The sequence below is a fragment of the Enterobacter sp. 168J2 genome (assembly GCF_034107265.1).
Taxonomy (GTDB): Bacteria; Pseudomonadota; Gammaproteobacteria; order Enterobacterales; family Enterobacteriaceae; genus Enterobacter; species Enterobacter nematophilus.
Genome location: NZ_JAWNEB010000012.1, coordinates 19,989 through 45,824, shown reverse-complemented (window position 1 = coordinate 45,824; position 25,836 = coordinate 19,989). Strand labels below are relative to the sequence as shown.

Genomic DNA, 25,836 nt, shown 5'->3' with positions numbered 1-25,836 from the left:
AATGACTTCATCCATCTTCACTTCGACCCTACTAAAAACTGCGCAACCTGCCGCAGTGGTCGTCGTGCGTGTGGTGGTGGTCGTCGGCAATGCGCCGTAGGGACTGGATCAACACACGAATCCAAAACCCCGCCGGCGCAAACCGGGCGGGGTTTTTCGTTTAGGACCCTCCCCGGAACGTCGGCTCAGAAGAAAAGGACTGGAGCATGGCAAGTTCGGGCACAACATCCACCAAGACGCGTTTTACCGGCGCGCAGCTGATCGTTCATTTGCTGGAACGGCAGGGCATCACCACGGTTGCGGGCATCCCGGGCGGCACGGTGCTGCCGCTGTACGATGCGTTAAGCCAAAGCACGCAGATCCGCCACGTGCTGGCGCGCCACGAGCAGGGGGCAGGCTTTATCGCTCAGGGCATGGCGCGTACGCAGGGCAAACCGGCGGTCTGCATGGCCTGCAGCGGCCCGGGGGCCACCAACCTGGTGACCGCCATCGCCGACGCGCGCCTCGACTCCATTCCGCTGATCTGCATTACCGGCCAGGTACCGTCCTCGATGATCGGCACCGACGCGTTCCAGGAAGTGGACACCTACGGCATCTCTATCCCCATCACCAAACATAACTATTTAGTTCGCGATATCAGCGAGCTGCCTCAGGTTATCAGCGATGCGTTCCGTATTGCGCAGTCTGGCCGCCCGGGCCCGGTGTGGATAGACATTCCTAAGGATGTCCAGACCGCAGAGATCGAGATCGACGTCCTGCCGGAGCCGGGCGAGCGCGCCCCCGCGCCGGAATTCAGCGCTGAGAGCGTGCGCGACGCCGCCGCCATGATTAACGCAGCCAAACGCCCGGTGCTCTATCTGGGCGGCGGGGCGATTAACGCCGCGGATGAAATCCGCCAGTTTGCGGAAAAAGCCAACCTGCCGACCACCATGACCCTGATGGCGCTGGGGATGCTGCCTAAAGCGCATCCGCTGTCATTGGGTATGCTGGGCATGCACGGCGCGCGCAGCACCAACTACATCCTGCAAGAGGCTGATTTGCTGATTGTTATGGGCGCGCGTTTTGATGACCGGGCGATTGGCAAAACCGAGCAGTTCTGCCCGAACGCCAAAATCATTCACGTGGATATCGACCGCGCCGAGCTGGGTAAAATCAAGCAGCCGCACGTGGCGATTCAGGGCGACGTGGCCGAGGTGCTGGCGCAGCTGATCCCGCAGACGGACGCAGCCGACCGCGCCGACTGGCGCCAGCTGGTAGCGGATCTGCAGCGCGAGTTCCCGGGTGCCATCCCAACCGAAGGCGACCCGCTGAGCCACTATGGCCTGATCAACGCCGTGGCCGCCTGCGTGGACGACAGCGCAATTATCACCACCGACGTGGGCCAGCATCAGATGTGGACCGCGCAGGCGTATCCGCTGAACCGGCCGCGCCAGTGGCTGACCTCCGGTGGCCTCGGCACCATGGGCTTCGGCCTGCCAGCGGCAGTAGGCGCTGCGCTCGCCAACCCGGACCGCAAGGTTATCTGCTTCTCCGGCGACGGCAGCCTGATGATGAACATTCAGGAAATGGCGACGGCGGCCGAAAACCAGTTAGACGTGAAAATCATCCTGATGAACAACGAGGCGCTGGGCCTGGTGCACCAGCAGCAGAGCCTGTTTTACAAGCAGGGGGTGTTTGCGGCGACCTATCCGGGGATGATTAACTTTATGCAGATTGCCGCCGGCTTTGGCCTGCACACCTGCGATCTGAACGCGGAAGAAGACGCCCACGCGGCGCTGCAGGCGGCGATTTCTCGCCCCGGCCCGGCGTTGATCCACGTGCGTATCGACCCTGAACAAAAAGTGTATCCGATGGTGCCGCCGGGTGCGGCAAATACTGAGATGGTGGGGGAATAAGCCATGCAGAAACAACATGATAACGTCATTCTGGAACTCACCGTCCGCAACCACCCTGGCGTCATGACCCACGTCTGCGGGCTCTTTGCTCGCCGCGCGTTTAACGTGGAAGGCATTCTCTGCCTGCCGATTCAGGGCAGCGAGCACAGCCGCATCTGGCTGCTGGTCAACGACGATCAGCGTCTGGAGCAGATGATGGCGCAGATCGATAAGCTGGAAGACGTCACCAAAGTGGCGCGCAACCAGTCCGATCCCACCATGTTTAACAAAATTGCGGTGTTTTTCGAGTAAATCGCTTAAGGTAAGCGTCTTTCGCTCTTGTAGGCCGGATAAGCGTAGCGCCATCCGGCTTTTTCAGACCGCAGGAACACACATGACCACCATCGCTCTCATCGACGACCATCTTATCGTCCGCTCCGGCTTTGCCCAGCTTCTTAACCTCGAACCGGATTTTCAGGTCGTGGCCGAGTTTGGCTCCGGTCGCGAGGCGCTGGCGGGCCTGCCGGGGCGCGGGGTGCAGGTCTGTATCTGCGATATTTCGATGCCGGATCTCTCCGGGCTGGAGCTGTTGAGCCAGCTGCCGAAGGGCATGGCGACGATTATGCTGTCGGTTCACGACAGCCCAGCGCTGGTCGAGCAGGCGCTCAACGCGGGCGCGCGCGGCTTCCTCTCTAAACGCTGTAGCCCGGACGAACTGATCGCCGCCGTGCGCACCGTCTCCACCGGCGGCTGCTACCTGACGCCGGATATCGCCATCAAGCTGGCGGCCGGAAGGCAGGATCCGCTCACCAGGCGCGAGCGTCAGGTGGCCGAGAAGCTTGCGCAGGGCATGTCGGTGAAAGAGATTGCCGCCGAGCTGGAACTTTCCCCGAAAACTGTGCACGTCCACCGCGCCAACCTGATGGAAAAACTCAACGTCAGCAACGACGTCGAGCTGGCGCGCCGCATGTTCGACAGCTGGCAATGAGTTCCGCCTTTTCACGGCTGATCGCCGTTGTCGCCAGCTTTTTTATCTTCTCCGCCGCGTGGTTCTGCCTGTGGAGCATCAGCCTGCATCTTGTCGAGCGCCCTGAACTGGCGGTGCTGCTGTTTCCCTTCGGCCTGCGTCTGGGGCTAATGCTCCAGTGCCCGCGCGGCTACTGGCTGGTTTTGCTCGGCGCAGAATGGCTCATGCTGGTCTGGCTGGCGCAGGAAGTGGCCCTCGCGCACCTGCCATTATTGATGACCGGAAGCCTGCTCACGCTTCTCCCGGTTGCGCTCATTTCCCGCTACCGCCACCAGCGCGACTGGCGCACGCTGCTGCGTCAGGGGGCGGCGCTGATTGCCGCAGCGTTGTTACAATCCCTGCCGTGGATCGGCGAGAAGGAGATGCTTAACGCCCTGCTTCTGACCCTTACCGGTGGTCTGACGCTGGCGCCGACCTGCCTCGTGATCTGGCACTACCTCACCAGCACCGTCTGGCAGCCCCTCGGCCCCGCGCTGGTTTCCCAACCGGTGAACTGGCGCGCCCGGCACCTCATCTGGTATCTGCTGCTGTTTGTGGTGAGCCTGTGGCTGCAGCTTGGCCTGCCCGCCGAGCTTTCACGCTTCACGCCGTTTTGCCTGGCGCTGCCGATTATCGCCCTGGCCTGGCACTACGGCTGGCAGGGGGCGCTGATCGCCACGCTGATGAACGCCATCGCGCTGATTGCCAGCCAGACCTGGCACGATCATCCTGTGGATTTACTGCTCTCCCTGCTGGCCCAGAGCCTGACCGGGCTTCTGCTCGGCGCGGGCATTCAGCGCCTGCGCGAGCTGAACCAGTCCCTGCAAACCGAGCTGGCCCGCAACCGCCGTCTGGCGGAGCGTCTGCTGGAGACGGAAGAGAGCGTGCGGCAGGAGGTGGCCCGCGAGCTGCACGACGATATCGGCCAGACCATCACCGCTATCCGCACTCAGGCGGGCATTGTCCAGCGCCTGGCGGCGGAAAACGCGGTGGTGAAGCAGGGCGGGGCGCATATCGAACAGCTTTCGCTGGGCGTCTATGATTCCGTTCGTCGCCTGTTAGGACGGCTCCGCCCTCGCCAGCTCGACGATCTCTCGCTGGAGCAGGCGGTGCGTTCCCTGATGCGCGAGATGGAGCTGGAAAGCCGCGGCATTGTCAGCCATCTCGACTGGCGCATTAACGAATCTTCGCTCAGCGAAGGCCAGCGCGTGACGCTGTTCCGCGTCTGCCAGGAGGGGCTGAACAATATCGTCAAGCACGCCAGCGCCAGCGCGGTCACGATCCAGGGCTGGCAGCAGGACGAGCGCCTGATGCTGGTGATTGAAGACGACGGCTGCGGCCTGCCGCTGGGCTCCGGCCAGCAGGGCTTTGGCCTGGCGGGCATGCGCGAGCGCGTGAAGGCGCTGGGCGGCACGCTGACCCTCTCCTGCACTCACGGGACGCGCGTCAGCGTTAGTTTGCCGTTAAGGACGTCTCATGTTTAAAACCCCAACCTGCGCGGCTCCGTTGCGCGACAAAGCTGAAATCGATGCCCGCTACCGCTACTGGCGTCGCCATATCCTGATCACCATCTGGCTCGGTTACGCGCTGTTCTACTTCACCCGCAAAAGCTTCAACGCCGCCGCGCCGGAAATCCTCGCCAGCGGCGTGATGACGCGCACCGATATCGGCCTGCTGGCAACGCTGTTTTACATCACCTACGGCCTGTCGAAGTTCTTCTCCGGCATCGCCAGCGACCGCTCCAACGCTCGCTACTTTATGGGCGTTGGGCTGATTGCCACCGGCGTGGTGAACATTCTGTTCGGCTTCTCCACGTCGCTATGGGCCTTCGCCCTGCTGTGGGCGCTGAACGCCTTTTTCCAGGGCTGGGGCGCGCCGGTCTGCGCCCGCCTGCTCACCGCCTGGTACTCGCGCAACGAGCGCGGCGGCTGGTGGGCAATCTGGAACACCGCGCATAACGTTGGCGGGGCGCTGATCCCGATGGTGGTGGGGGCCGCAGCGCTGCACTACGGCTGGCGCGCGGGGATGATGATTGCCGGTGGCCTGGCGATTGTCGCCGGGCTGTTCCTCTGCTGGCGCCTGCGGGACAGGCCGCAAACCGTCGGCCTGCCTGCGGTGGGCGACTGGCGGCACGACGAGATGGAGATTGCCCAGCAGCAGGAGGGCGCGGGGCTGACCCGCAGGGAGATCCTCACCCGATACGTGCTGAAAAACCCATACATCTGGCTGCTGTCGCTCTGCTACGTGCTGGTCTACGTGGTGCGCGCGGCGATCAACGACTGGGGCAACCTGTACATGTCCGAGACGCTCGGCGTGGACCTGGTGACCGCTAACTCGGCGGTGACCATGTTCGAGCTGGGCGGGTTTATCGGCGCGCTGGTGGCGGGGTGGGGCTCGGATAAGCTGTTTAACGGCAACCGTGGCCCGATGAACCTGATTTTCGCCGCCGGGATTTTGCTCTCCGTGGGCTCGCTGTGGCTGATGCCGTTCGCCAGCTACGTGATGCAGGCAGCGTGCTTCTTCACCATCGGCTTTTTCGTGTTTGGCCCGCAGATGCTGATCGGCATGGCGGCGGCGGAGTGTTCCCATAAAGAGGCGGCAGGCGCGGCGACGGGCTTTGTCGGGCTATTTGCCTATCTCGGCGCATCGCTCTCCGGCTGGCCGCTGGCGCGGGTGATCGACGTCTGGCACTGGAGCGGTTTCTTCGCGGTGATCGCCATCGCGGCGGGGATTTCCGCCCTGCTGCTGCTGCCCTTCCTGCACGCGCAGGCTCCGCGCGAAGCCAGCATGATGTGATGCGCCTCACCTTTTCGCCCCGAGTGGCGCAAAACTAAGAAATTTTCCCGGTTTTACCTGGACGCTGTCTCAGGCATCTCTCCCGGCTGATTTTTACAATGCTGCAAAAATCAGCTCAGGAGTAAACCAACCATGCTGGCCTTCCTAAACCAGGTGCGCAAGCCGACTCTGGATCTGCCGCTCGACGTGCGGCGCAAGATGTGGTTCAAACCGTTCATGCAGTCCTATCTGGTGGTCTTCATCGGCTACCTGACCATGTACCTGATCCGCAAAAACTTTAACATCGCGCAGAACGACATGATCTCGACCTACGGGCTGAGCATGACGCAGCTGGGGATGATTGGCCTGGGCTTTTCCATCACCTACGGCGTGGGTAAAACCGTCGTGTCCTACTACGCGGACGGCAAAAACACCAAGCAGTTCCTGCCGTTTATGCTGATCCTCTCCGCCATCTGTATGCTCGGCTTCAGCGCCAGCATGGGCGCGGGCTCCGTCAGCCTGTTCCTGATGATTGCCTTCTACGCCCTGAGCGGTTTCTTCCAGAGTACCGGCGGGTCGTGCAGCTACTCCACCATCACCAAATGGACCCCGCGCCGCAAGCGTGGTTCGTACCTCGGCATGTGGAACATTTCTCACAACCTCGGCGGGGCGGGTGCGGCAGGCGTGGCGCTGTTTGGCGCGAACTACCTGTTCGACGGCCACGTGATCGGCATGTTTATCTTTCCGTCGATTATCGCCCTGATCGTCGGCTTTATCGGCCTGCGCTTCGGCAGCGACTCCCCGGAGTCCTACGGCCTCGGTAAAGCCGAAGAGCTGTTCGGCGAGGAGATCAGCGAAGAGGACAAAGAGACCGAAGAAAACGAGATGTCCAAATGGCAGATCTTTGTTGAGTACGTGCTGAAAAACAAAGTGATCTGGCTGCTGTGCTTCTCAAACATCTTCCTGTACGTGGTGCGCATCGGCATTGACCAGTGGTCGACCGTGTATGCCTTCCAGGAGCTGAAGCTCTCTAAAGAAGTGGCGATTCAGGGCTTCACCCTGTTTGAAGTGGGCGCGCTGGTCGGCACGCTGCTGTGGGGCTGGCTCTCCGACCTCGCCAACGGCCGTCGCGCGCTGGTGGCCTGCGTCGCGCTGGCGCTGATTATCGCCACGCTCGGCATTTACCAGCACGCCAGCAACCAGTACGTTTACCTGGCATCCCTGTTCGCGCTCGGCTTCCTGGTGTTTGGTCCGCAGCTGCTGATCGGCGTGGCGGCGGTTGGCTTCGTGCCGAAAAAAGCGATCGGCGCTGCCGATGGGATTAAAGGTACCTTCGCCTACCTGATCGGCGACAGCTTCGCCAAGCTGGGCCTGGGGATGATCGCCGACGGCACGCCGATTTTCGGCCTCACCGGTTGGGCGGGCACCTTCGCAGCGCTGGATGCCGCGGCGATCGGCTGTATCGTCCTGATGGCGATGGTGGCGGTGCTGGAAGAACGTAAGATCCGCCGTGAGAATCGTGCGCAGAAGCAGAAATTAAAAGCGGCCTGAGTGTGCAGGTAACTTCTTTGCCCGGTGTGATGCCGGGCTTTTTTGTTTTGTACGTTACGCCTTTACCCCGCTTTACACACCCGCCCCTCTCCATGCTCTACAGTTTTTTTGCTGCCGCCTTTCGTGCAGCCTTAGAACGGAGAACCTGCATGTTGACCCGACGATTGTCCTGCCTGGCGCTGCTGATGGCGCTGGCCTCCCCCGCAATGGCTGCGGATGCCCCCACCTACGGCGAGAAGCTGGAAGGTTTTGACTACGGCTGGCCGGTAAAACACTTTACCTTTACCTCGCAAAACCAGCCTCTGGATATGGCATACCTGGACGTTAAGCCGGAAAACCCCAACGGCCGCTCCGTGGTGCTGATGCACGGCAAAAACTTCTGCGCCGGTACATGGGACGGTACGATCCGCGCGCTTTCAGCCAGCGGGTATCGGGTGATTGCCCCCGACCAGATCGGCTTCTGTAAATCCACCAAGCCGGAACGTTATCAGTACACCTTCCAGCAGCTGGCGGATAACACCCACGCGCTGCTCACATCGCTCGGCGTCGATCGCGTGACGGTCATTGGCCACTCGACCGGCGGCATGCTGGCGACCCGCTACGCGCTGATGTGGCCGCAGCAGGTGGAACAGCTGGTGATGGTCAATCCGATAGGCCTGGAAGACTGGAAAGCGCGCGGCGTGCCGCATATTACGGTCGATCAGTGGTACCAGCGCGAGTTGAAGGTCAGCGCCGACAGCATTCGCCAGTACGAGAAAAACACCTACTACGCCGGGGAGTGGAAGCCGGAATACGAGCGCTGGGTGACCATGCTTGCCGGGCTGAACAACGGGCCGGGTAAAGAACGCGTGGCCTGGAACTCGGCGCTGCTCTACGACATGATCTACACCCAGCCGGTGATCTACGAATTTAGCGATCTGAAGATGCCGGTATTATTGATGATCGGCACGAAGGACAACACCGCCATCGGGAAAGATCTCGCCCCGCCGGAGATCCGCAAGACGCTCGGCAACTATGCGGTGCTGGGTAAAGAGACGGCGAAACGCATTCCGCACGCGACGCTGGTGGAATTTAACGACATGGGCCACGCGCCGCAGATGCAGGACCCCGCACGCTTCCACGAGGCGCTGCTGAAGGGGCTTCAGGCTCGCTGACTGGTCTCCAGCAACAGCCCGCGCAGCCACGCCTGCGCGGGATTGCGGTGCGTTCTGCCGTGCCAGGCCATGCTTTTAGTAAAGCCGGGCACGGGAACGGGCGTCTCGCAAACGAACATTCCCGTCTGGTTTTCCGCTATGCGTGACGGCACGACGGCAATCATATCGCTGAGGGCCAGCACGTCCGGCAGCACCAAAAAGTTGCTTACTGAAAGCCCCACGTGCCGCATGCGGCCAATTTTTTCCAGCGCGCCATCGGTAACGCCACGAAAACCGTCGCCTTCGTAAGAGACCAGCACATGCTCCAGCGCGCAAAATCGGTCTAAGGTCATGGTCTTTCCTGCATCCGGGTGGTCGGCGCGCATCATGCAAACGTACCGTTCATCATAAAGCGCCCGGCTGTGAAGCTCATCTGGCGTGGTATGCGGGGTGATCAGCGCCACGTCAACGCTGCCCTGTTCAAGCTGGCTGACCAGGCGACCCGATTCCACGGGCACCACGCGCACGCGAATGCCAGGCGCCTGCACCTTAAGAGCGGCGATAAACGGCACCACCACCGCGCGCAGGGCGTAGTCGGTCGCGGCGAGGGTGAAGGTGAGCGTTGCGGTGATCGGGTCAAAAGCCACGGGCTGCAGCAGCACGTCGATATCAGCGAGAATGCGCTTCACCGGAGCGGCTAATGCTTCGGCGCGCGTGGTTGGCACCATCCCATGCGGGGCGCGGATGAAGAGCGGATCGTCGAAGTAATCCCGCAGGCGGTTGAGCATGCCGCTTACGGCGGGCTGAGTCAGGGCAAGACGCGCCGCCGCGCGGGTGACGCTGCGTTCATCCAGCAGGGCGTCGAGCGTTTTCAGCAAGTTAAGATCCAGCGTGCGCAGATCCGCTTTCATGACGTTTTTCCACCTCTTTTCCGTTCACTATTATGGCGCTGCCCGCTGTCGACGCGCTGCGTTTCCCGCTATGATGAGCGGCTAGTCTAAGGAGAACGCATGGTCTGGATAATGCTGGCAACGCTTGCCGTGGTGTTTGTGGTTGGGTTTCGTGTCCTGACCTCAGATTCCCGCCGCGCCATCAAACGTTTAAGCGAGCGTCTGGGGATCACCCCGATGCCGGTAGAGTCGATGATTGACCAGTTCGGTAAAACGCCGGGCAATGAGTTTATCCGCTACCTTGAGCGACCTGACGAGGCGCATCTGCAAAACGCGGCGCAGGTGCTGCTCATCTGGCAGGTCTGCATTGTCGACGGTAGCGAAGAGAATTTGCATACCTGGCACCGTATGCTGCGTAAAGCCCGCCTGGCCGCGCCGATCACCGATGCACAAATCCGACTCGCCCTCGGCTTTATGCGCGAGATGGAGCCTGACCCGCAGGAGCTGAACGCCTTTCAACTGCGTTATAACCAGCTCTTCCTGCCGGAAGAGGGCGTGTTTTACCTGCACTGATATCACGAACCGTGATGAAGAGTATAAAGCATCGTCATTAGATTTATACCACTCACGGGCGCACCATCACCTCATCCACTAAACGATGAGGTGAAACATGAAACAATCCGCCATTATCTGGCCGAACGACTACCTGCCAGGCACCACCGATAACTTTGCATCTAACGAAATCATCGTCGCCGGGCTGAGCGCGAAAGAGATCTGGGCGCAGCTCAACGACACTACCCTGTGGCCGTCTTATTACAGTAACGCCGAGGATATCCGTTTCCATGACGGCAGCGGCCCGGCGCTGAGTGCTAACGCTCGCTTTCGCTTCACCACCTTTGGCTTTCCGGTTGAGGCGCAGGTAACGGAGTATGTTCCACCTGTGGACGGTGAGGCTGCACGTATCGCGTGGCACGGCTGGGTGGAAGGGGATGCGAATTCTCGTCTGGATGTGATCCACGCCTGGCTGTTTGAAGACCTGCCCGGAAACCGAGTGCGCATTCTGACTCAGGAGTCGCAGAAAGGCGTACCGGCGCAGGAACTTGCTCGCACCGTGCCGAACCCGATGATTAACGGGCATCAGGAGTGGATCGTCGGGCTGGCGAATGCGGCGATGCAAGAAAAGTTGTCCAAACGTTAAATTCGTCACACTTTTGATGATAAACTGCGCGACTTTTCCGCACGTTTTTATCTTCAGGTGACGCCATGACAGAACATATCCAGCCCACGACCAGACCGCAGACCAAAGAGGTTTCGCGCCCCAACTGGTCGGCGGTTTTTTCCGTGGCGTTCTGCGTCGCCTGCCTGATTACCGTTGAGTTTCTGCCGGTGAGCCTGCTGACGCCGATGGCGCAGGATCTGGGCATTTCCGAAGGCGTGGCGGGGCAATCCGTTACCGTCACCGCCTTTGTGGCGATGTTTGCCAGCCTGTTCATCACTCAGGTGATTGGCTCGATTGACCGCCGTAAAGTAGTCATTCTGTTCAGCGTGCTGCTGACGCTCTCCTGCCTGCTGGTCTCCTTCGCGGAAAGCTTCACCCTGCTGCTGCTGGGGCGCGCCTGTCTGGGTCTTGGGCTCGGCGGATTTTGGGCGATGTCGGCCTCGCTGACCATGCGCCTGGTGCCCGCGCGCACGGTGCCAAAAGCGCTGTCCGTTATCTTCGGTGCGGTCTCTATCGCGCTGGTGATTGCCGCGCCGCTCGGCAGCTTCCTCGGCGGGATTATCGGCTGGCGTAACGTCTTCAACGCCGCGGCGGTGATGGGCCTGCTCTGCATCATTTGGGTGTGGAAAGCGCTGCCGTCGTTGCCGGGCGAAGCGGCGCACCATAAACAGAACATGTTCGCGCTGCTGAAGCGCCCGGGCGTGCTGGCGGGAATGACCGCGATCTTTATGGCTTTCGCCGGGCAGTTTGCCTTCTTCACCTACATCCGTCCGGTGTATATGACCATGGCGGGCTTTGACGTCGACGGCCTGACGCTGGTGCTGCTGAGCTTCGGTATCGCCAGCTTTGTCGGCACGTCGCTGTCGTCCCAGTTCCTGAAGCGCTCCCTGAAGGTGGCGCTGGCGGGCGCGCCGCTGGTGCTGGCGGTGAGTGCCGCGGTGCTGGTGCTGTGGGGCAGCGACAAGTGGGTTGCCTCGGCGATTGCGATTATCTGGGGCTTTGCCTTTGCGCTGGTGCCGGTGGGCTGGTCGACGTGGATCACCCGAACGCTTGCCGATCAGGCGGAAAAAGCCGGGTCGATTCAGGTGGCGGTGATCCAGCTGGCGAACACCTGCGGCGCGGCCATTGGCGGCGTGGCGCTTGACCACCTGGGGCTGACGTCACCGCTGGTGATTTCCGGTACACTGATGCTGCTGACCGCGCTGCTGGTGGCGGGGACGGTGAAGGCGAAGTAGTAAATTTTCCCACCCCTCACCCCGGCCCTCTCCCCAAAGGGGCGAGGGTGAAAAGACCGCACCGAGCCGTCCCCTCTCCCCTGTGGGTAGAGGGTTAGGGTGAGGGGGGCAATCAAACTACGCCGATGCCTTAACCCTTCTGCGCGAATCCATCGAAATCAGCACCACCGACGAAACAATCAGCAGCGTCCCCAGCCAGTCCGGCAGGGTGAACGCCACGCCCAGCAACACCACCGACAGCAGCGCGCTGCTGAGCGGCTCGGCGCAGCTCAGAATGCTCGCCTTCGGCCCGCCAATCATCTGCGCGCCTTTCAGGTACAGGCTGAACGTCAGCGCCGTGCCAATCACCACCAGGTAGAAAAACGCCAGCAGCAGGCCGCCGTCAATCACAAAGGTGGTGCCGCGCCCGGCATAGAACGGCGTCAGCATTAACCCGGCAATCAACATGCTCCAGCCGACAATCGGCAGCGTGCCGTAGCGGGCGATCAGCGTCGACGGATAGGTCGTATAAAACGCGGCGGCAAACGCCGAGGCGATGCCGAAGAACAGCGCCGCAGGGGAGATGGAGAGCGAGGTCGGGTCGCCGTGGGTCACCAGCAGGAAGGTGCCGATCAACGACGTAAAAATCGCTGACAGGACAAACATGCCGGGACGCTTTTTCCGCGCCAGGGCGAACCACGCCACGATAATGGTCGGCGACAGGAACTGCAGCACGGTAGCGGTGGCGGCGTTGGATTTTTCAATCGTCAGCAGGAAGGTGAGCTGCACGGTGAGCGCGCCGACCAGCGAGAAAAACAGCAGGCTGAGGGCGTCTTTGCGATGCTTGATGACCGAGAAAATCTTGTCGCCATGAACGAAGGAGAGCGTCAGGAGGATCACGCCGGTAAACAGCAGGCGAACCATGGTCAGGTAAGGCGAAGAAATGTGGCTTTTCTCCATGATGTACTGCGCGCAAACCCCCGAGCTGCCCCATAAAACGGCGGCGATCAGGACGTTCAGCATCCCTTTGCGTGTGGAACCCATGTTCTCCCCTGTTATGTTGTCGTTAATTCGGTCAACAGCATAACATGGTTGTGTGCGGCCTGATGCCCTCACCCCGGCCCTCTCCCACGGGGAGAGGGAGCAAACACTAAAAACGGCAACGTTGCGTTGCCGTTTTGCTTTTACCTTAGAACCACGCCTCCCACATCGCGCCGACGTTGAAGTCGTCGAGCGTTTCGTCTTTGGTGTTGTTCACGCGCGCGGTGCGTTCGTTGTCTACCTTGCCGCCTGTCACGTAGAAGCGCAGCATCGGACGGAACTCCGGCCCCATGGCGATAGACATGTTCTGCGACAGGGTCAGCTTCCAGCCCTTGTTGTCGCCGCCGTTGTCGTAATCAACGTGCTGCCAGCCCGCTTCCAGCCAGGTGGAGTGAACGTCGTTCCACCAGTGCATCGGACGCACGATGGCGTTGTAGTTCTTGCGGTTGTCGGTCTTATCGCGGCTGTTGTCGTAGTCGTGGAAGGCGAGGATGTACTCCACCTGCGTGGCCTGGGTGAATTTATACAGCCCTTCGAAGCTGGCGTAGACCGTGGTCAGGTCCTCGGTTTTGTTGAACACGCTGTTGTCCGCGTTATCGGAGTAGCGGGCAATCACCTTGTTCACGCCGCTGTCGTTGGTGTGGCTCAGCACTACGCCGCCCTGCCACGCGTTCAGGCGCTCGTCGCTCTCCACCGCTTTCGAGTCAAAGCCGTAGTTGGCGTACAGCTCCATGTCGATCGGGCCGAGCTTCATGCCGTGGATTTTTGATGTCGCGGCGTAGTTACCCTTGTCGCCCGTGCCGGAACCGCCGGTACAGGTGATGCGCGACGGGTTGGCTTCGTCTTCCATCACTTCCGGGCTACAGGATTCCACCGCCGCCACGGCAGCGACGTCAAACTGCACGCCGCCGATGTCGAAGTTCTTCACCCCGGCGCCCTGGCCGTCGTGGTTCATCCAGAAGTAATCGTTGATGCCCTGCTGCGGACGCTGGTGGAAGTCACGACCGGCCCAGAAGTAGGCGTTCGGGTTGGAGGCCATAATATTGGTTACCCCGGCGTAGGCTTTTTTCAGGTTAACCTCGTCGCCCCAGTGGTCGATCATCACGTTGATGTCCCAGATGGCGCCGTTGTCACCCTTGAAGGCCTTGGAGAGCTGGAATTCCCCGCCGTTGCCTTCGTTACCCAGACGACCAATCGCAGACGCGCCGTTGTAGGAACCGTCTACCGCCACGTATTTCTGATCGGCGGCCTGGAAGTGCGCGCCGTAGCGGGCGTAGCCGGTAAATTTCACCCCGAACGGGATCGCCATGTCCGGGGATTGCGCCGCGCTTTGCGGCTCGGTCACCACGTCTGCTTTTTTCGCAACCGCCGCATCCATTTTGGCCTGACGCTCGGCCAGAGCTTTATCCACCGCTTTCGCCACAATGGCGTCGATTTGCTCCTGGGTAAATTCTTGTGCGAGTACGGAAATTGGGCAAAGCGCGGCGATAACCGCCATGGTTAATGGAAGTTTTTTAATCTTATTCATGGTTATCTCAATATAGTTTAATTTTATTCAGACAATAACCATCCCGCTCCGATCTGACAGAGTATGTCGCTATCATCAGAACAAGTGGATCTCTATTTAGGGTAAAGAGGTATTACATTAACTTTATTTCGCCATAGACTATCTCTGATATAAATGAATAATTTCTTCAGACAATTCACGCGCTAATAAAGAATTCATTAAATGATCCTGCGCGTGCACCATGATTAACGTCATCGGCTGGCGGCCTTCGCCTGCATCCTGCTCGATCAGTTTGGTCTGCATCTTGTGCGCCTGGCGCGAGTAGCCGTCGGCTTCGCGCAGCAGGCTTTTGGCCTCGTCAAAGTTGCCCTGACGCGCCGCGTGCAGCGCTTCAAAGCACAGGCTGCGGGACTGCCCGGCATTGACGATAATTTCCATTACGGCTTCTTCTAATGCGATCATCATTATTACTCTTTTTCAAAACTATTATTTAAGGCGGTGGCGGCAAACCACTCTCCGCTTTTCTTAATGGTGCGCTGCTGCGTCTCTAAATCGAGCTGAATAAATCCGTAGCGATTTTTATAGGCATTGCACCACGACCAGTTATCAATAAACGTCCACATATGGTAGCCAAGACAATTGCACCCTTCGCTAATCCCTTTATGCAGCCACGTTAAATGCTCCGAAATAAATTCAATGCGGTATTGATCGTTAATCTGACCATTTTCAATAAAGCGCTGCTCATTTTCGACGCCCATGCCGTTTTCCGAAATAAAGCAGCGTGGGTTGCCGTAATTGTCGCGCAGGTTAACCAGAATATCGTAAATACCCGGCTCGTAGATTTCCCAGCCGCGGTACGGGTTCATCTTGCGGCCCGGCATCTCGTAGCTATCAAAGAACCACTCCGGCATAAACGGCGCCTGCGGGTTCACCGCGCTGTCGCGGCACTTCACGCGACGCGGCTGATAGTAGTTCACGCCGAGCAGGTCGATTTTCCCTTCCGCAATCAGGGCGCTGTCTTCCGGCCTGCAGGCCGGCAGCTGATCGTACGCCTTCAGCAGCGCCACCAGGTCCGCCGGGTATTCGCCGCGCAGGACCGGATCGAGGAAGCTGCGGTTGAACATCAGGTCCGCGATGTGCGCCGCCTTCACGTCCACCGGGTTCTGCGAACGCGGATAGGACGGCGTCAGGTTTAGCACGATGCCAATTTCCCCCGCGTAATGCCCGGCGCGGTAGGCCTGAACCGCCTTCGCGTGGGCCAGCACGGTGTGATACGCCACGGTGGCTGCCCGACGAAAATCCACCACGTTCGGATAGTGGAAGTCGTACAGATAACCGCCTTCCACCGGCACGATTGGCTCGTTAAAGGTAAACCAGTGCAGCACGCGATCGCCGAACAGCTCGAAGCATATCTGCGCATAGCGGGCGTAAGCTTCCACCACGTCGCGGTTTTCCCAGCCGCCTATCTCCTGCATCGCCATCGGCATGTCGAAGTGGAACAGGGTCATAAACGGCGTGATGCCCTGTTCATTCAGCTCATCAATGACCTGATTGTAAAAATCGACCGCTTCCGGGTTCACTTCACCGATACCGTCGGGGATCAGGCGCGCCCAGCTAATCGAGGTACGAAAGCTGTTGTGGTTCAGCTGCTTTAACAGTTGAATGTCCGTTTTCCAGTGCTGATAAAACGTGGAGGTGTGCTGCGGCCCCACGCCGTTGTGAAAACGGTTCGGCTCGCGGGCAAACCAGTAATCCCACGTGGTTTCCCCTTCTCTTGCCCCTTCGGTCTGGAGAGCGGAGCTTGCGCTGCCCCACCAGAAGTTATCGGGAAATGCGTATTTCATGACCATTCCTCTTTGACTTAATTGCTTGCAGCTTCGGCGGTACCGACGGTTGCCTGGGCTTTCTGCTCTTCGTTTTTCATCAGCGTACGCTCATAGGCGCGCAGGAACGGCAGGTACATCAGCGCGGACATCACCATACAGACCAGGCACATGATCACCGGACTGAGCGCCCAGTTTGCCGCCCACGAGGCACCAATCGGCGCGGGGGTGGTCCACGGCGTTAATGACACCACCTGAGCCAGCCAGCCGAGCTTCGTTGCGCCGTACGCCAGACAGGCGTTGACCAGCGGAACGAACACGAACGGGATAAACAGCATCGGGTTCATGATGATCGGCGCGCCGAACAGAATCGGCTCATTGATGTTAAAGAAGCTCGGCACAATGCCCATTTTGCCGATGGTGCGCAGGTGCGTGGCGCGGCTGCGCAGCAGCAGGAACGCCAGCGGCAGCGTGGAGCCTACGCCACCAATCAGCAGGTAGTGATCCCAGAAGCCCTGCAGGTAAACGTGCGGCAGCGCCGCGCCTTCGGCGAGCGCCGCCTGGTTTGCCGAGAGGTTCGCCATCCAGAACGGGTTCATGATGCCGGTGACAATCAGCGAGCCGTGAATACCGGCAAACCAGAAGATCTGGCACAGCAGCACGGAGAGCAGAATCGCGGGCAGGGAGTCAGACGCGGACACCAGCGGCTCCAGCAGGTGCATGATCGCCTGCGGGATAATCATCCCGGTCTGCGCTTCAATGAACAGGTTCAGCGGGTGCAGCGTACCGATCACCACCATCACCGGGATCAGGATCTCGAACGAGCGCGCCACGCCGGTTGGCACTTCCTTCGGCAGGCGGATGGTCACGTTGTTCTGCTTCAGCCACGCATAGACGCGAGTGGAGTAGATTGCGGTGATCAGCGCGGTGAAGATGCCCTGGCCGGAGAGATACTGGGTCGAGATTTTGCCGTCGGCATACGGCGCGGCGACCAGCAGGAAGGCCATAAAGGCCAGCAGGCCGGACATCACCGGGTCGAGGTTAAACTGACGCCCCAGGCTTGCTCCAATCCCCACCGAGATGAAGAAAGTCATCACGCCCATGCTGAGGTTAAACGGCAGCATCAGCTGTTCGCGGTAGGTCTCAGAGAAATCCAGCCAGCCGCGGGCGAAGCTGTTGGTGGTATCCGCCGAGAACGGCGGGAAGATGAACACCAGCATAAACGAGCCGATGATCATGAACGGCAGCGCGGCGGTAAAGCCGTCGCGGATGGCAATCACATACTTTTGCTGACCCAGCTTTGCGGCCAGCGGGGTAATTGACTGCTCAATTACCGCGACCATGGATTGATATAACGAACTCATGTGAACACCTTTTAGTGTGCCGCTTCGATGAGCGACAGAGCATAGTCCAGTACTTTATCGCCACGCTGCATGCCGTAGTCCATCATGTCGATGGGCTGCACCGGAATGCCATGCGTCGCCGCCTTGTCTGAGAGAGTCTTTAACATGTATTTCACTTGCGGTCCGAGAAGTACCACCTGGTATTGCGGAAACTGCGTATCAAATTCGGAAACACCGTACGCATCAATCTTCACCGGCACACCACGTTCTTTCGCGACATCGACCATTTTGCTGACCAACAGGCTGGTGGACATCCCGGCAGAGCAGCACAGCATAATCTTGAACATCGACAACCATCCTCTAAATGTAAAAAGTTATTGCGAGGATGATTGGACATGATACGGAAACCGGTTTCCATTCATAAAAGACAGAAGTGTGACAACCATCAAGATCCCTTACTTATGAGGCTAATTAACCGGATGTGGGTCACATAATTTGGCTGTATTTACGTCATTTTGAGTGGAAACGGAAAATCGGTTTCCATGAAAAACGGAAACGGATATACTCCGTTCTGGCTATAATGTGAGCCGTAGCGGTTATGGAATTTGCAGGCGCGAGGTTAGCCTGCCAGGGGAAAGAGATGTCGACAATCAATGATGTATCACGTCTGGCCGGGGTGTCTAAAGCCACGGTATCGCGAGTGTTGAGTGGGTCACGTGGCGTTAAGGAAGCCAGCCGTCAGGCCGTGCTGAAGGCGGTGGATGAGCTGAACTACCGTCCCAACGTGATTGCCCAGTCGCTGCTGAGCCAGTCGACGGGCTGCATTGGGGTGATTTGCGCGCAGGAAAACATTAACCAGACCACCGGGTATCTGTACGCGCTGGAAAAACAGCTTAGCCAGCATCAAAAACATCTGCTGCTGCGCTTCGCCCATAGCAAAGCGGAAGTGATGAACGCGCTCGAAGAACTCTCCTGCGGCCTGTGTGACGACATCCTGGTGATTGGCGCCCGTTTCCCGCTGGACGTGGATATGGAAAACGTCATCCTGGTGGACTGCATGGAGGCGGATAATTCCAACAGCATCCAGTTTGACCACGCCTTTGCCGCCGAAACCGCCTGTAACTACCTCACCAGCCAGGGGCGACGCCAGATTGCCCTGATCCACCCGCACGGCAGCGGTTTTGCCGACCAGGTGCTGCTCGGCTACAAGCACGCGCTGGAGAAAAACTTCCTGCCCTTTAATCGTAACCTCGTCTTTATGGACGCGACCTCCTCGTCCGTTGCGCTGCAGGAGCTGCTCAACAACGCCAGCACTCTGAATTTCAACGCGCTGCTGGTGGCGGACGAGCAGGAAGCCCAGCGGGTGATCCCGCAGCTGCAGGCGTTTAATAAATCCGTGCCGGAAGACATCATGGTCTTCAGCCTTGCCGGATCGCTGCACCTGCCGGGGATTCCGGTGATCCCGGCAATCGAATATTCCATGGATGCCATGGCTGCACGCATCGTGAGCTGGCTGACGGAGAAAACGCAGATGCTCGGGTCCTACGTTCTGCGCGGGGATTTGATTATTCCGGATGTGCGGAAGCGTTAAAAATGTTTTCCAGGCCGGGTGAGCGCAGCGCCGCCCGGCAAGAACTCAATAATCCTCCATACAATCCACCTGACTTACTGCATCCCAGTAGGCGTCCAGGTTATCGCGCTTCACGGCGGTAACGGCATTTTTTATCAGCAACTGGTTGGCCTCGGACGACAAAATCATCTCCTGCCATGCCTTGTCGCTCTGCTTTTTCTGCGGCGTACAGGCTTTCTTAATATCTTTCAGAACCTGCTGTTTTATTTGCGCCTCTTTCGCTGGGGCGTCCTTTTCCTGTGCATGGACAAACGCGGCGAAGAGCAGACAAACCAGCAGGCAGACCAGGTGCGCAGCTTTCATCAAAACCCCCTTGAGAAGTCACAGGCTTCCCATGAAATATATCGTTACACTGAGTGTCGCGACGCCAGTCGAAAGTATGAATTTTCTCTTCACCGTCTGTCATGATTCCCTGCAAGCGCTACTGAATACCGCCGCCCAGCGACTGCCACAGCGTAATGCGGTTTTCCAGGTCGGTTTGCTGGAGCGCAATCAGCGATTCCTGCGCCGACCACAGCGACCGCTGCGCGGTCAGTACCGTCAGATAATCCCCCGCGCCCGCCCTGTAGCTGCGCGTCGCCACATCCAGCGTTTTTTGCTCCGCCGCCACGTATTCACGCTGGGCATCAAGCTGCTCGCTCAGGGTTTGGCGTCGCGCCAGCGCGTCGGCCACGTCCTTAAACGCGCTCTGGATGGTTTTCTCATAGGTGGCGATCAGCCCCTTTTTCTCCGCTTCCGCGTAGCGAAGCTGCGCCAGATTGTTCCCGCCGCTGAACAGCGGCAGGGTGATAGATGGCGCGAACGACCAGACCTTCATGCCGTGGCTGAAGAGAGATGAGAGCGAATCGCTGCCGACGCCCGCGCTGGCGGTCAGCGAAATGGTCGGGAAGAAGTTGGCGCGCGCCGCGCCGATATTGGCGTTAGCGCTCAGCAGGTTATGTTCCGCCTCCTGAATATCCGGGCGGCGCAGCAGCGCGCTGGAGCTGACGCCCGCCGGGACCAGCGTGATGGCGTTGTCGCTCAGGCTCTCCAGCGTGCCGGGCAGCAGGTTCTCCTGCACCGTATCGCCCGCCAGCAGATTGAGGGCATTTTTGTCCTGCATTACCAGCGTCCGGTAGCTCGCCACGCTGGCGCGCGCCTGCTGGTAAACCGCCATCGCTTCGCTGACGTCTGTCGCCGCCGCCACGCCCGCTTCCTGCTGGCGCTTCACAATCTTCAGCGAGTTTGCCGCGCTCTCCATCGTGGATTTCGCCAGCGCCAGGTTGCTGTTATCCGCCGCCAGCGTCACCCAAGCCGTGGTTAGCTCGCTGACCATCGTCAGGCGCGTATTCTGCGCGGTGAACTCGCTGGCAAGCCAGGTTTCGCGCGCGGAGCGGGAGAGGCTCTGGTTGCGGCCAAACAGATCCAGCTCGAAGCTGGAGACCGTGCCGTTGGCCTCATCGCTGGTCGCGACACCGCTTGCCAGCGTGCGGCTGCGGGTGTGGCTCAGCTCGGCGTCCACCGTCGGGAACAGGGACGAGCGCGTTTCACCGTACTGGGCGCGGGCGGCGTCGATATCCGCAATCGCTTTTTGCACGTCGCGGTTGCTGTTGAGCGCCATCGTCACCACGCTTTTCAGCCGCGCATCGTTCATCACCTGCTGCCACTGGCTCACCACGGCGGTGGCTTCACCGTGCGCGCCGGGCAAGGTTGCCGGGACGGGGGCGTCCGGGCGTTGATACGTGGGATCTAACGACACACAGCCTGCGCTCAGCAGGGCTAACGCTAAAATAGATACACGAAACATTATGACCTCCGGTTTGCGTGCTTACCGGAGAACAGACGTTTCACCAGTACAAAGAATAAGGGAACGAAGAAGATCGCCAGCAGCGTCGCGGCCAGCGTCCCGCCGATAATGCCGGTACCAATTGCCACGCGGCTGTTGGCCCCGGCACCCGTGGCAATCGCCAGCGGCGTCACCCCTGCGATAAACGCCAGCGAGGTCATGATGATCGGACGAAGGCGCGTCTGGGCGGCACGCAGTGCGGCGCGCGTCAGGGAGTACCCTTCAGCCACTTTGGCTTCGGCAAATTCGACAATCAGGATGGCGTTCTTCGACGACAGACCAATGGTGGTCAGCAGCGCCACCTGGAAGTAGACGTCGTTGTTCAGGCCGCGCAGGGAGGCCGCCAAGGCCGCGCCCAGCACGCCAAGCGGGATCACCAGGATGACCGAAATCGGCACCGACCAGCTCTCATACAGCGCCGCCAGGCACAGGAACACGACCAGAATCGAGAGGGCATAGAGGCTCATCGCCTGACCGCTCGCCAGTTTTTCCTGCAACGACAAACCGCTCCACGCCCAGGTGCTGCCGGACGGCAGGTTGTTTGCCAACTGCTCCATTTTGCTCATCGCCGTGCCGGAGCTTGCGCCGCTGGCGTTTTCGCCCTGAATTTCATACGCCGCCGAGCCGTTATAGCGCACCAGGCTTTCCGGGCCGTACTCCCAGCGGGTGGTGGAGAAGGCGGAGAACGGGGTCATGGTGCTGTCGCTGCCGCGCACAAACCATTTGTTGAGGTCCGACGGTACGGCGCGGGTATCGCTGTCGCCCTGAATGTAGACCTTCTTCACGCGACCGCGGTCGATAAAATCGTTCACGTAGGTTCCGCCCCAGGCGCTGGAGAGGGTGTCGGTGACGTCGCTCAGGGAGAGCCCCAGCGACACGGCCTTGTTGTTGTCGATATCCACCTGAAGCTGCGGCATCTGCGGCAGGTCGTTGGCGCGCACGGCGTGTAGCGAGCCGTCCTGATTGGCTTCGCCAATCAGCTGGTTACGCAGCTTCAGCAGCGCGTCGCGGTCGGTGCCGCCGCTGGCCATCAGCTCAAAGGTAAAGCCGTTGCTCTGGCCCAGGCCGTCCACCGCAGGCGGCGTCATGGCAAAGATGGTCGCATCGCGAATGGTGCTCAGCTCCTGCGTGGCGCGCAGGGCAATGGCCTGAGCGGTATTCTCATCGCCTTTACGTTCGGACCAGTTTTTCAGGGAGACAAACGCCATCCCGGCGTTCTGGCCGCTGCCGCTGAAGCTGAAGCCTTCAATGGTGAAGATAACGTTGGTGTTGGCTTTCTCTTTCGTGAGGAACCATTCGCGTACCTGGCGGCTGACTTCGGCGGTACGTACCGTCGTCGCGCCGGCTGGCAGGGTGTACTGCACCATGATTTCGCCCTGGTCTTCCGTCGGCAGGAAGCTGCCGGGCAGCTTAAGCATGGCGAAGCCCATCGCGCCGCAGAGCAGGGCGTAGATGACCAGCATGCCGCCGGAACGGCGCAGGGCGCGCAGCACCTTGTTCTGATAGCCATGCTCGGTCTTGCTGTAGAAACGGTTAAACGCGCCGAAGAAGCCCTTTTTGTGCGGCGTCGTGTGGCTCAAAATCGAGCCGCAGAGCGCGGGCGTCAGGGTCAACGCCACCACTACGGAGAGGAACATCGCCGAAATGATGGTGACCGAGAACTGACGGTAGATCACCCCGGTGGAGCCGCCGAAGAAGGCCATCGGCAGGAATACCGCAGAGAGCACCAGCGCAATGGCGACCAGCGCGCCGGAAATTTCGCCCATCGATTTTTCGGTCGCTTCCCGGGCGGGCAATCCTTCGTCGCGCATAATACGCTCGACGTTTTCCACCACCACGATGGCGTCATCCACCAGAAGGCCAATCGCCAGCACCATCGCAAACAGCGTCAGGGTGTTGATGGAGTAGCCGAACAGCGCCAGCACGCCGAAGGTGCCCAGCAGCACCACCGGCACCGCCAGCGCCGGGATCAGCGTCGCGCGGATGTTTTGCAGGAACAGGTACATCACCACCACCACGAGGATAATGGCTTCGAACAGGGTCTGAATCACGTCCTCAACGGAGATCTTGATGAACTCGGTGCTGTCTTTCGGGTAGGCCACGTCGTAGCCTTCCGGCATCGACTTTTTAAACTCGGCGATCTTGTCTTTCACTGCCGTGGCGGTGTTGAGCGCGTTTGCACCCGGCGAGAGCATGACTGCCATCCCCGCCGCCGGGTGCCCGTTGAGCTTCGCGGTGGAGGTGTAATCTTCGCTCCCCATCTCCACGCGGGCGACGTCGCTGATGCGCACCACCGCGCCGTTGGACTGGCTTTTCACGATGATGTTTTTGAACTGATCCACCGTCTGCAGGCGCGACTGGGCGCGCACGGTGGCCGTCAGCTGCTGGGCGTTCGACGAGGGCAGCGCGCCGATTTTACCGGCAGAGACCTGCACGTTCTGCGCTTCAATCGCGCTCTGCACGTCGGACGGCATCAGCGAGTAGGAGGCCAGCTTCGCCGGGTCGAGCCAGATGCGCATCGCGTATTCCGCCCCGAACACCTGCATGCTGCCGACGCCCTCCACGCGCGCCAGCGGGTCCTGCATATTGCTTACCAGCCAGTCGGCGATATCCGAGCTGCTGGCGGTGTCGGTTTTATCGTACACGCCCATGATCAGCAGGAAGTTGCTCTGCGATTTCTCGACGGTAATGCCAGACTGCTGCACCTCGGTTGGCAGGCGCGATTCCGCCTGCTGGACCTTGTTCTGCACCTGCACCTGGGCGGTATCCGGATCGGTTCCCTGTTCGAAGGTAACGTTGATGCTCACCGACCCGTCCGAGCTGCTGGTGGAGGTGAAGTAGAGCAGGTTATCCAGCCCTGTGAGCTGCTGCTCGATCACCTGCGTCACGCTGTTTTCCAGCGTCTGCGCGGAGGCACCGGTGTAGGTGGCGGAGATCTTGATCGACGGCGGGGCGACGTCCGGGTACTGCGCCACCGGCAGCGAGCGGATCGCCAGCATCCCGGCGAGCATGATAAGAATGGCGATAACCCAGGCAAAGACCGGACGACGCACGAAGAAGCGGGAAAACATCAGGCGTTCCCCCCGCTGGCTTTCATCTCTTCGGCCTTCACTTCCTGCCCGGCGGTCACTTTGTCAGTGCCTTCCACAATCAGCTTATCGCCCGCCTTCAGGCCGCTCAGCACCAGCCATTTGTCGCCGTAGGTATCGCCTGTCTCCAGCTTGCGCAGCTCAACCTTGTTGCTGGCATTCACCACCAGCGCGGTGGCGGCGCCTTTGGCGTCACGGGTGATGCCCTGCTGAGGTGCCAGGATCGCGTCATCCATGATGCCCTCGTCCACTCTGGCGCGGACGAACATTCCCGGTAAAAGCTGATGCTGCGGGTTCGGGAAGACGGCGCGCAGCGTGACGGAGCCGGTAGATTCATCCACCGCCACTTCGGTTAACGCCAGGCGGCCTTTCTCGCTGTAGGTGCTGCCATCTTCAAGGAGTAACGACACGCTTAGCGTATCGCTATTGGTGGCAAGGGTTTGCTTGCGTAAACGAAGAAGATCGGCGCTGGAACGCGTGAGATCGACGTACATGCTGTCCAGCCCGCGAACGGTGGCGAGCGCGGTATCCTGCTGGGCTGTCACCAGCGCGCCGGGCGTGACGGAGGAGATGCCGATGCGCCCGGCAATCGGCGCGGTCACGGTGGTCCAGTTGAGGTTAATGCGCGCGCTCTCCTGCGCGGCCTTCTTTGACTCGACGCTGGCCTTGTCCTGCGCGCAGGTGGACTGTGCGTCCTCCGCGTCCTGACGCGACACGCCGTCGTCTTTCACCAGCTGCGCATAGCGCCGGGCCTTCTGGCAGTCGGCCGCTACCAGCGCCTGGGCCTGCTTCAGCGCCGCGGCGGCCTCATCAAACGCCGCGCGGTAGCTGGAAGGGTCAATTTGATACAGTGCCTGTCCGGCTTTCACGGTATCGCCTTCGGTGAACAGCCGCTTCTGGATAATGCCGCTCACCTGCGGGCGCACTTCGGCGCTCATGGCCGCGGTAGTGCGACCCGTCAGTTCGCTGACGACGGACACCGGCTGGCTCATGAGGGTGACAATCCCTACTTCCGGAAGAGGACGCTGGGGAGCAGATGTTTGCGCATTATCGCACCCTGTCAGGAGGAGTAATGCCGCGATGGAGGTTGTTATGGTTTTCATAATCTTTTTCCAGGATGAACAATGCCTGCCCTGTTAATCGCTTAACAGGGAGGAGGGCTATCTAAAGGCACAGCGATACCGCATCTCTGGCTGAGCCAGAAATGTAAAAATGGGGAATTACTTATTCCCGCTAATTATTCACATGCGATTACTTCGCAGAGAAAAGCATATTTAAAATATTCTGATAAATGGGCTCTAATTGTTCTGACGATACTTTTAACGGCGTGAGTCGACGGTAAATCGTGCCTTCGATCATCACCGCAGTTATCTCCACGCAGCAGCGAATATGTTCATCGCTCAGGTGCGGAAACTGTTTTTTCAGGTGCGCACAGGCGTTGGTAAACATTCGAGCCTCGGCTGCGGTTAACATGGCGGCCACCTGCGGATTACGCGTCGCCTCGGCGGACATCTCGAGCATCAGCGCATCGTCATCTGCGCTGATCGTCTTACGCCAGGCGAGTGCCTGCGGCATTCCTTCCACCACCGTTTTGTCCTGCATCCCTTCGATACGTGAGTCGATAATGCGGCGGATCATCTCTTCAATAATCGCATCTTTATTACTGAAATAACGGTAGATTTGCCCGACGCTGAGCTTCGCCTCGCTGGCGATCTGCGACATGCTGGCGGCGTGAAATCCGCTGGCGCGAAAGCAGCGACGCGCGGCGGTGATGATCTCGTCCTGACGTTGTTTTTGACGTTCTTCCTGTTTGGTACTCATCGTCGGCTACCGTATAAAAGTGAGAATGATCGTTCTCAGTATACGTTTTGGGTGCGTATTGGAAAGGCCTTTTTTATTTAGATATTGAGGGAATG

Annotated in this window: 24 protein-coding genes; 12 read left to right on the top strand and 12 right to left on the bottom strand. The window is 59.8% G+C overall.

What is annotated here, in order from left to right; genetic code table 11:
• The first annotated feature begins 1 nt into the window (after nt 1).
• From ivbL to USG84_RS20955, 8 genes are all read left to right on the top strand, one after another.
• On the top strand, nt 2-100 hold the full coding sequence (gene ivbL, locus USG84_RS20990) for an ilvB operon leader peptide IvbL (RefSeq protein ID WP_057979964.1): 99 nt from the start codon (nt 2-4) through the stop codon (nt 98-100).
• A gap of 106 nt (nt 101-206) precedes the next feature.
• Complete coding sequence (gene ilvB / locus USG84_RS20985; protein WP_151412298.1) at nt 207-1,895, top strand: acetolactate synthase large subunit; 1,689 nt, start codon at nt 207-209, stop codon at nt 1,893-1,895.
• 3 nt (nt 1,896-1,898) lie between these two features.
• On the top strand, nt 1,899-2,186 hold the full coding sequence (gene ilvN, locus USG84_RS20980; RefSeq protein ID WP_010426528.1) for an acetolactate synthase small subunit: 288 nt from the start codon (nt 1,899-1,901) through the stop codon (nt 2,184-2,186).
• 82 nt (nt 2,187-2,268) lie between these two features.
• The gene (gene uhpA / locus USG84_RS20975; RefSeq protein ID WP_032626676.1) at nt 2,269-2,862 is read left to right on the top strand and encodes a transcriptional regulator UhpA; all 594 of its coding nucleotides are present in this window, start codon (nt 2,269-2,271) and stop codon (nt 2,860-2,862) included.
• Complete coding sequence (gene uhpB / locus USG84_RS20970; RefSeq protein ID WP_253540151.1) at nt 2,859-4,364, top strand: signal transduction histidine-protein kinase/phosphatase UhpB; 1,506 nt, start codon at nt 2,859-2,861, stop codon at nt 4,362-4,364. Before uhpA ends, uhpB begins: the two co-directional genes overlap by 4 nt.
• On the top strand, nt 4,357-5,676 hold the full coding sequence (locus tag USG84_RS20965) for an MFS transporter (protein ID WP_253540153.1): 1,320 nt from the start codon (nt 4,357-4,359) through the stop codon (nt 5,674-5,676). Before uhpB ends, USG84_RS20965 begins: the two co-directional genes overlap by 8 nt.
• A gap of 132 nt (nt 5,677-5,808) precedes the next feature.
• On the top strand, nt 5,809-7,206 hold the full coding sequence (gene uhpT / locus USG84_RS20960) for a hexose-6-phosphate:phosphate antiporter (RefSeq protein WP_061096685.1): 1,398 nt from the start codon (nt 5,809-5,811) through the stop codon (nt 7,204-7,206).
• A gap of 149 nt (nt 7,207-7,355) precedes the next feature.
• Nucleotides 7,356-8,360 carry an alpha/beta fold hydrolase gene (locus USG84_RS20955; RefSeq protein WP_151412299.1) on the top strand — a complete coding sequence of 335 codons (1,005 nt, stop codon included), beginning with the start codon at nt 7,356-7,358 and terminating at the stop codon, nt 8,358-8,360.
• Here USG84_RS20955 and USG84_RS20950 read toward each other — a convergent pair.
• Nucleotides 8,348-9,250, bottom strand: a complete 903-nt coding sequence (locus USG84_RS20950) for a LysR family transcriptional regulator (protein WP_221552135.1) — start codon at nt 9,248-9,250, stop codon at nt 8,348-8,350. The two genes, USG84_RS20955 and USG84_RS20950, sit on opposite strands and share 13 nt — an antisense overlap.
• A gap of 99 nt (nt 9,251-9,349) precedes the next feature.
• Between USG84_RS20950 and USG84_RS20945 the strand changes: the two genes are divergently transcribed.
• The 3 genes from USG84_RS20945 (at nt 9,350) to nepI (ending at nt 11,683) form a co-directional block, all read left to right on the top strand.
• Nucleotides 9,350-9,802 (top strand): DUF1198 domain-containing protein, encoded by a 453-nt coding sequence (locus tag USG84_RS20945; protein ID WP_014830062.1) that lies wholly within the window; start codon nt 9,350-9,352, stop codon nt 9,800-9,802.
• 97 nt (nt 9,803-9,899) lie between these two features.
• Nucleotides 9,900-10,427 carry an SRPBCC domain-containing protein gene (locus USG84_RS20940; RefSeq protein ID WP_061096682.1) on the top strand — a complete coding sequence of 176 codons (528 nt, stop codon included), beginning with the start codon at nt 9,900-9,902 and terminating at the stop codon, nt 10,425-10,427.
• A gap of 65 nt (nt 10,428-10,492) precedes the next feature.
• A complete protein-coding gene (gene nepI / locus USG84_RS20935; protein WP_320738445.1) occupies nt 10,493-11,683 on the top strand; it encodes a purine ribonucleoside efflux pump NepI in 1,191 nt (396 codons plus the stop codon).
• A gap of 117 nt (nt 11,684-11,800) precedes the next feature.
• On the opposite strand, the gene USG84_RS20930 is transcribed toward nepI, so the two are convergent.
• From USG84_RS20930 to USG84_RS20905, 6 genes are all read right to left on the bottom strand, one after another.
• Nucleotides 11,801-12,706: an EamA family transporter gene (locus tag USG84_RS20930; RefSeq protein ID WP_151412300.1), complete on the bottom strand. Its 906-nt coding sequence runs from the start codon at nt 12,704-12,706 to the stop codon at nt 11,801-11,803.
• Between the two features lie 145 nt (nt 12,707-12,851).
• Entirely contained in the window at nt 12,852-14,231 is a 1,380-nt protein-coding gene (locus tag USG84_RS20925; RefSeq protein ID WP_151412301.1) for a carbohydrate porin, read from the bottom strand.
• Between the two features lie 138 nt (nt 14,232-14,369).
• A complete protein-coding gene (locus USG84_RS20920) occupies nt 14,370-14,672 on the bottom strand; it encodes a PTS lactose/cellobiose transporter subunit IIA (RefSeq protein WP_192845932.1) in 303 nt (100 codons plus the stop codon).
• Nucleotides 14,673-14,677: 5 nt separating this feature from the next.
• A complete protein-coding gene (locus USG84_RS20915) occupies nt 14,678-16,054 on the bottom strand; it encodes a glycoside hydrolase family 1 protein (RefSeq protein ID WP_320738444.1) in 1,377 nt (458 codons plus the stop codon).
• A gap of 17 nt (nt 16,055-16,071) precedes the next feature.
• Nucleotides 16,072-17,397 carry a PTS sugar transporter subunit IIC gene (locus tag USG84_RS20910; protein WP_151412302.1) on the bottom strand — a complete coding sequence of 442 codons (1,326 nt, stop codon included), beginning with the start codon at nt 17,395-17,397 and terminating at the stop codon, nt 16,072-16,074.
• Nucleotides 17,398-17,408: 11 nt separating this feature from the next.
• A complete protein-coding gene (locus tag USG84_RS20905) occupies nt 17,409-17,723 on the bottom strand; it encodes a PTS sugar transporter subunit IIB (RefSeq protein WP_151412303.1) in 315 nt (104 codons plus the stop codon).
• A gap of 293 nt (nt 17,724-18,016) precedes the next feature.
• Here USG84_RS20905 and USG84_RS20900 point away from each other — a divergent pair, with 293 nt between their 5' ends.
• A complete protein-coding gene (locus USG84_RS20900; protein ID WP_061096675.1) occupies nt 18,017-18,967 on the top strand; it encodes a LacI family DNA-binding transcriptional regulator in 951 nt (316 codons plus the stop codon).
• Nucleotides 18,968-19,012: 45 nt separating this feature from the next.
• Here USG84_RS20900 and USG84_RS20895 read toward each other — a convergent pair whose 3' ends face one another.
• The 5 genes from USG84_RS20895 to USG84_RS20875 form a co-directional block, all read right to left on the bottom strand.
• Complete coding sequence (locus tag USG84_RS20895) at nt 19,013-19,309, bottom strand: YicS family protein (RefSeq protein ID WP_151412304.1); 297 nt, start codon at nt 19,307-19,309, stop codon at nt 19,013-19,015.
• Between the two features lie 118 nt (nt 19,310-19,427).
• Nucleotides 19,428-20,792: an efflux transporter outer membrane subunit gene (locus tag USG84_RS20890; protein WP_320738443.1), complete on the bottom strand. Its 1,365-nt coding sequence runs from the start codon at nt 20,790-20,792 to the stop codon at nt 19,428-19,430.
• Nucleotides 20,792-23,902: an efflux RND transporter permease subunit gene (locus USG84_RS20885; protein ID WP_320738442.1), complete on the bottom strand. Its 3,111-nt coding sequence runs from the start codon at nt 23,900-23,902 to the stop codon at nt 20,792-20,794. Before USG84_RS20885 ends, USG84_RS20890 begins: the two co-directional genes overlap by 1 nt.
• Nucleotides 23,902-25,023: an efflux RND transporter periplasmic adaptor subunit gene (locus USG84_RS20880; protein WP_151412305.1), complete on the bottom strand. Its 1,122-nt coding sequence runs from the start codon at nt 25,021-25,023 to the stop codon at nt 23,902-23,904. The genes USG84_RS20885 and USG84_RS20880 overlap by 1 nt, the downstream gene beginning before the upstream one ends.
• Before the next feature lie 148 nt (nt 25,024-25,171).
• A complete protein-coding gene (locus USG84_RS20875) occupies nt 25,172-25,741 on the bottom strand; it encodes a TetR/AcrR family transcriptional regulator (RefSeq protein ID WP_151412306.1) in 570 nt (189 codons plus the stop codon).
• Nucleotides 25,742-25,836 lie beyond the last annotated feature (95 nt).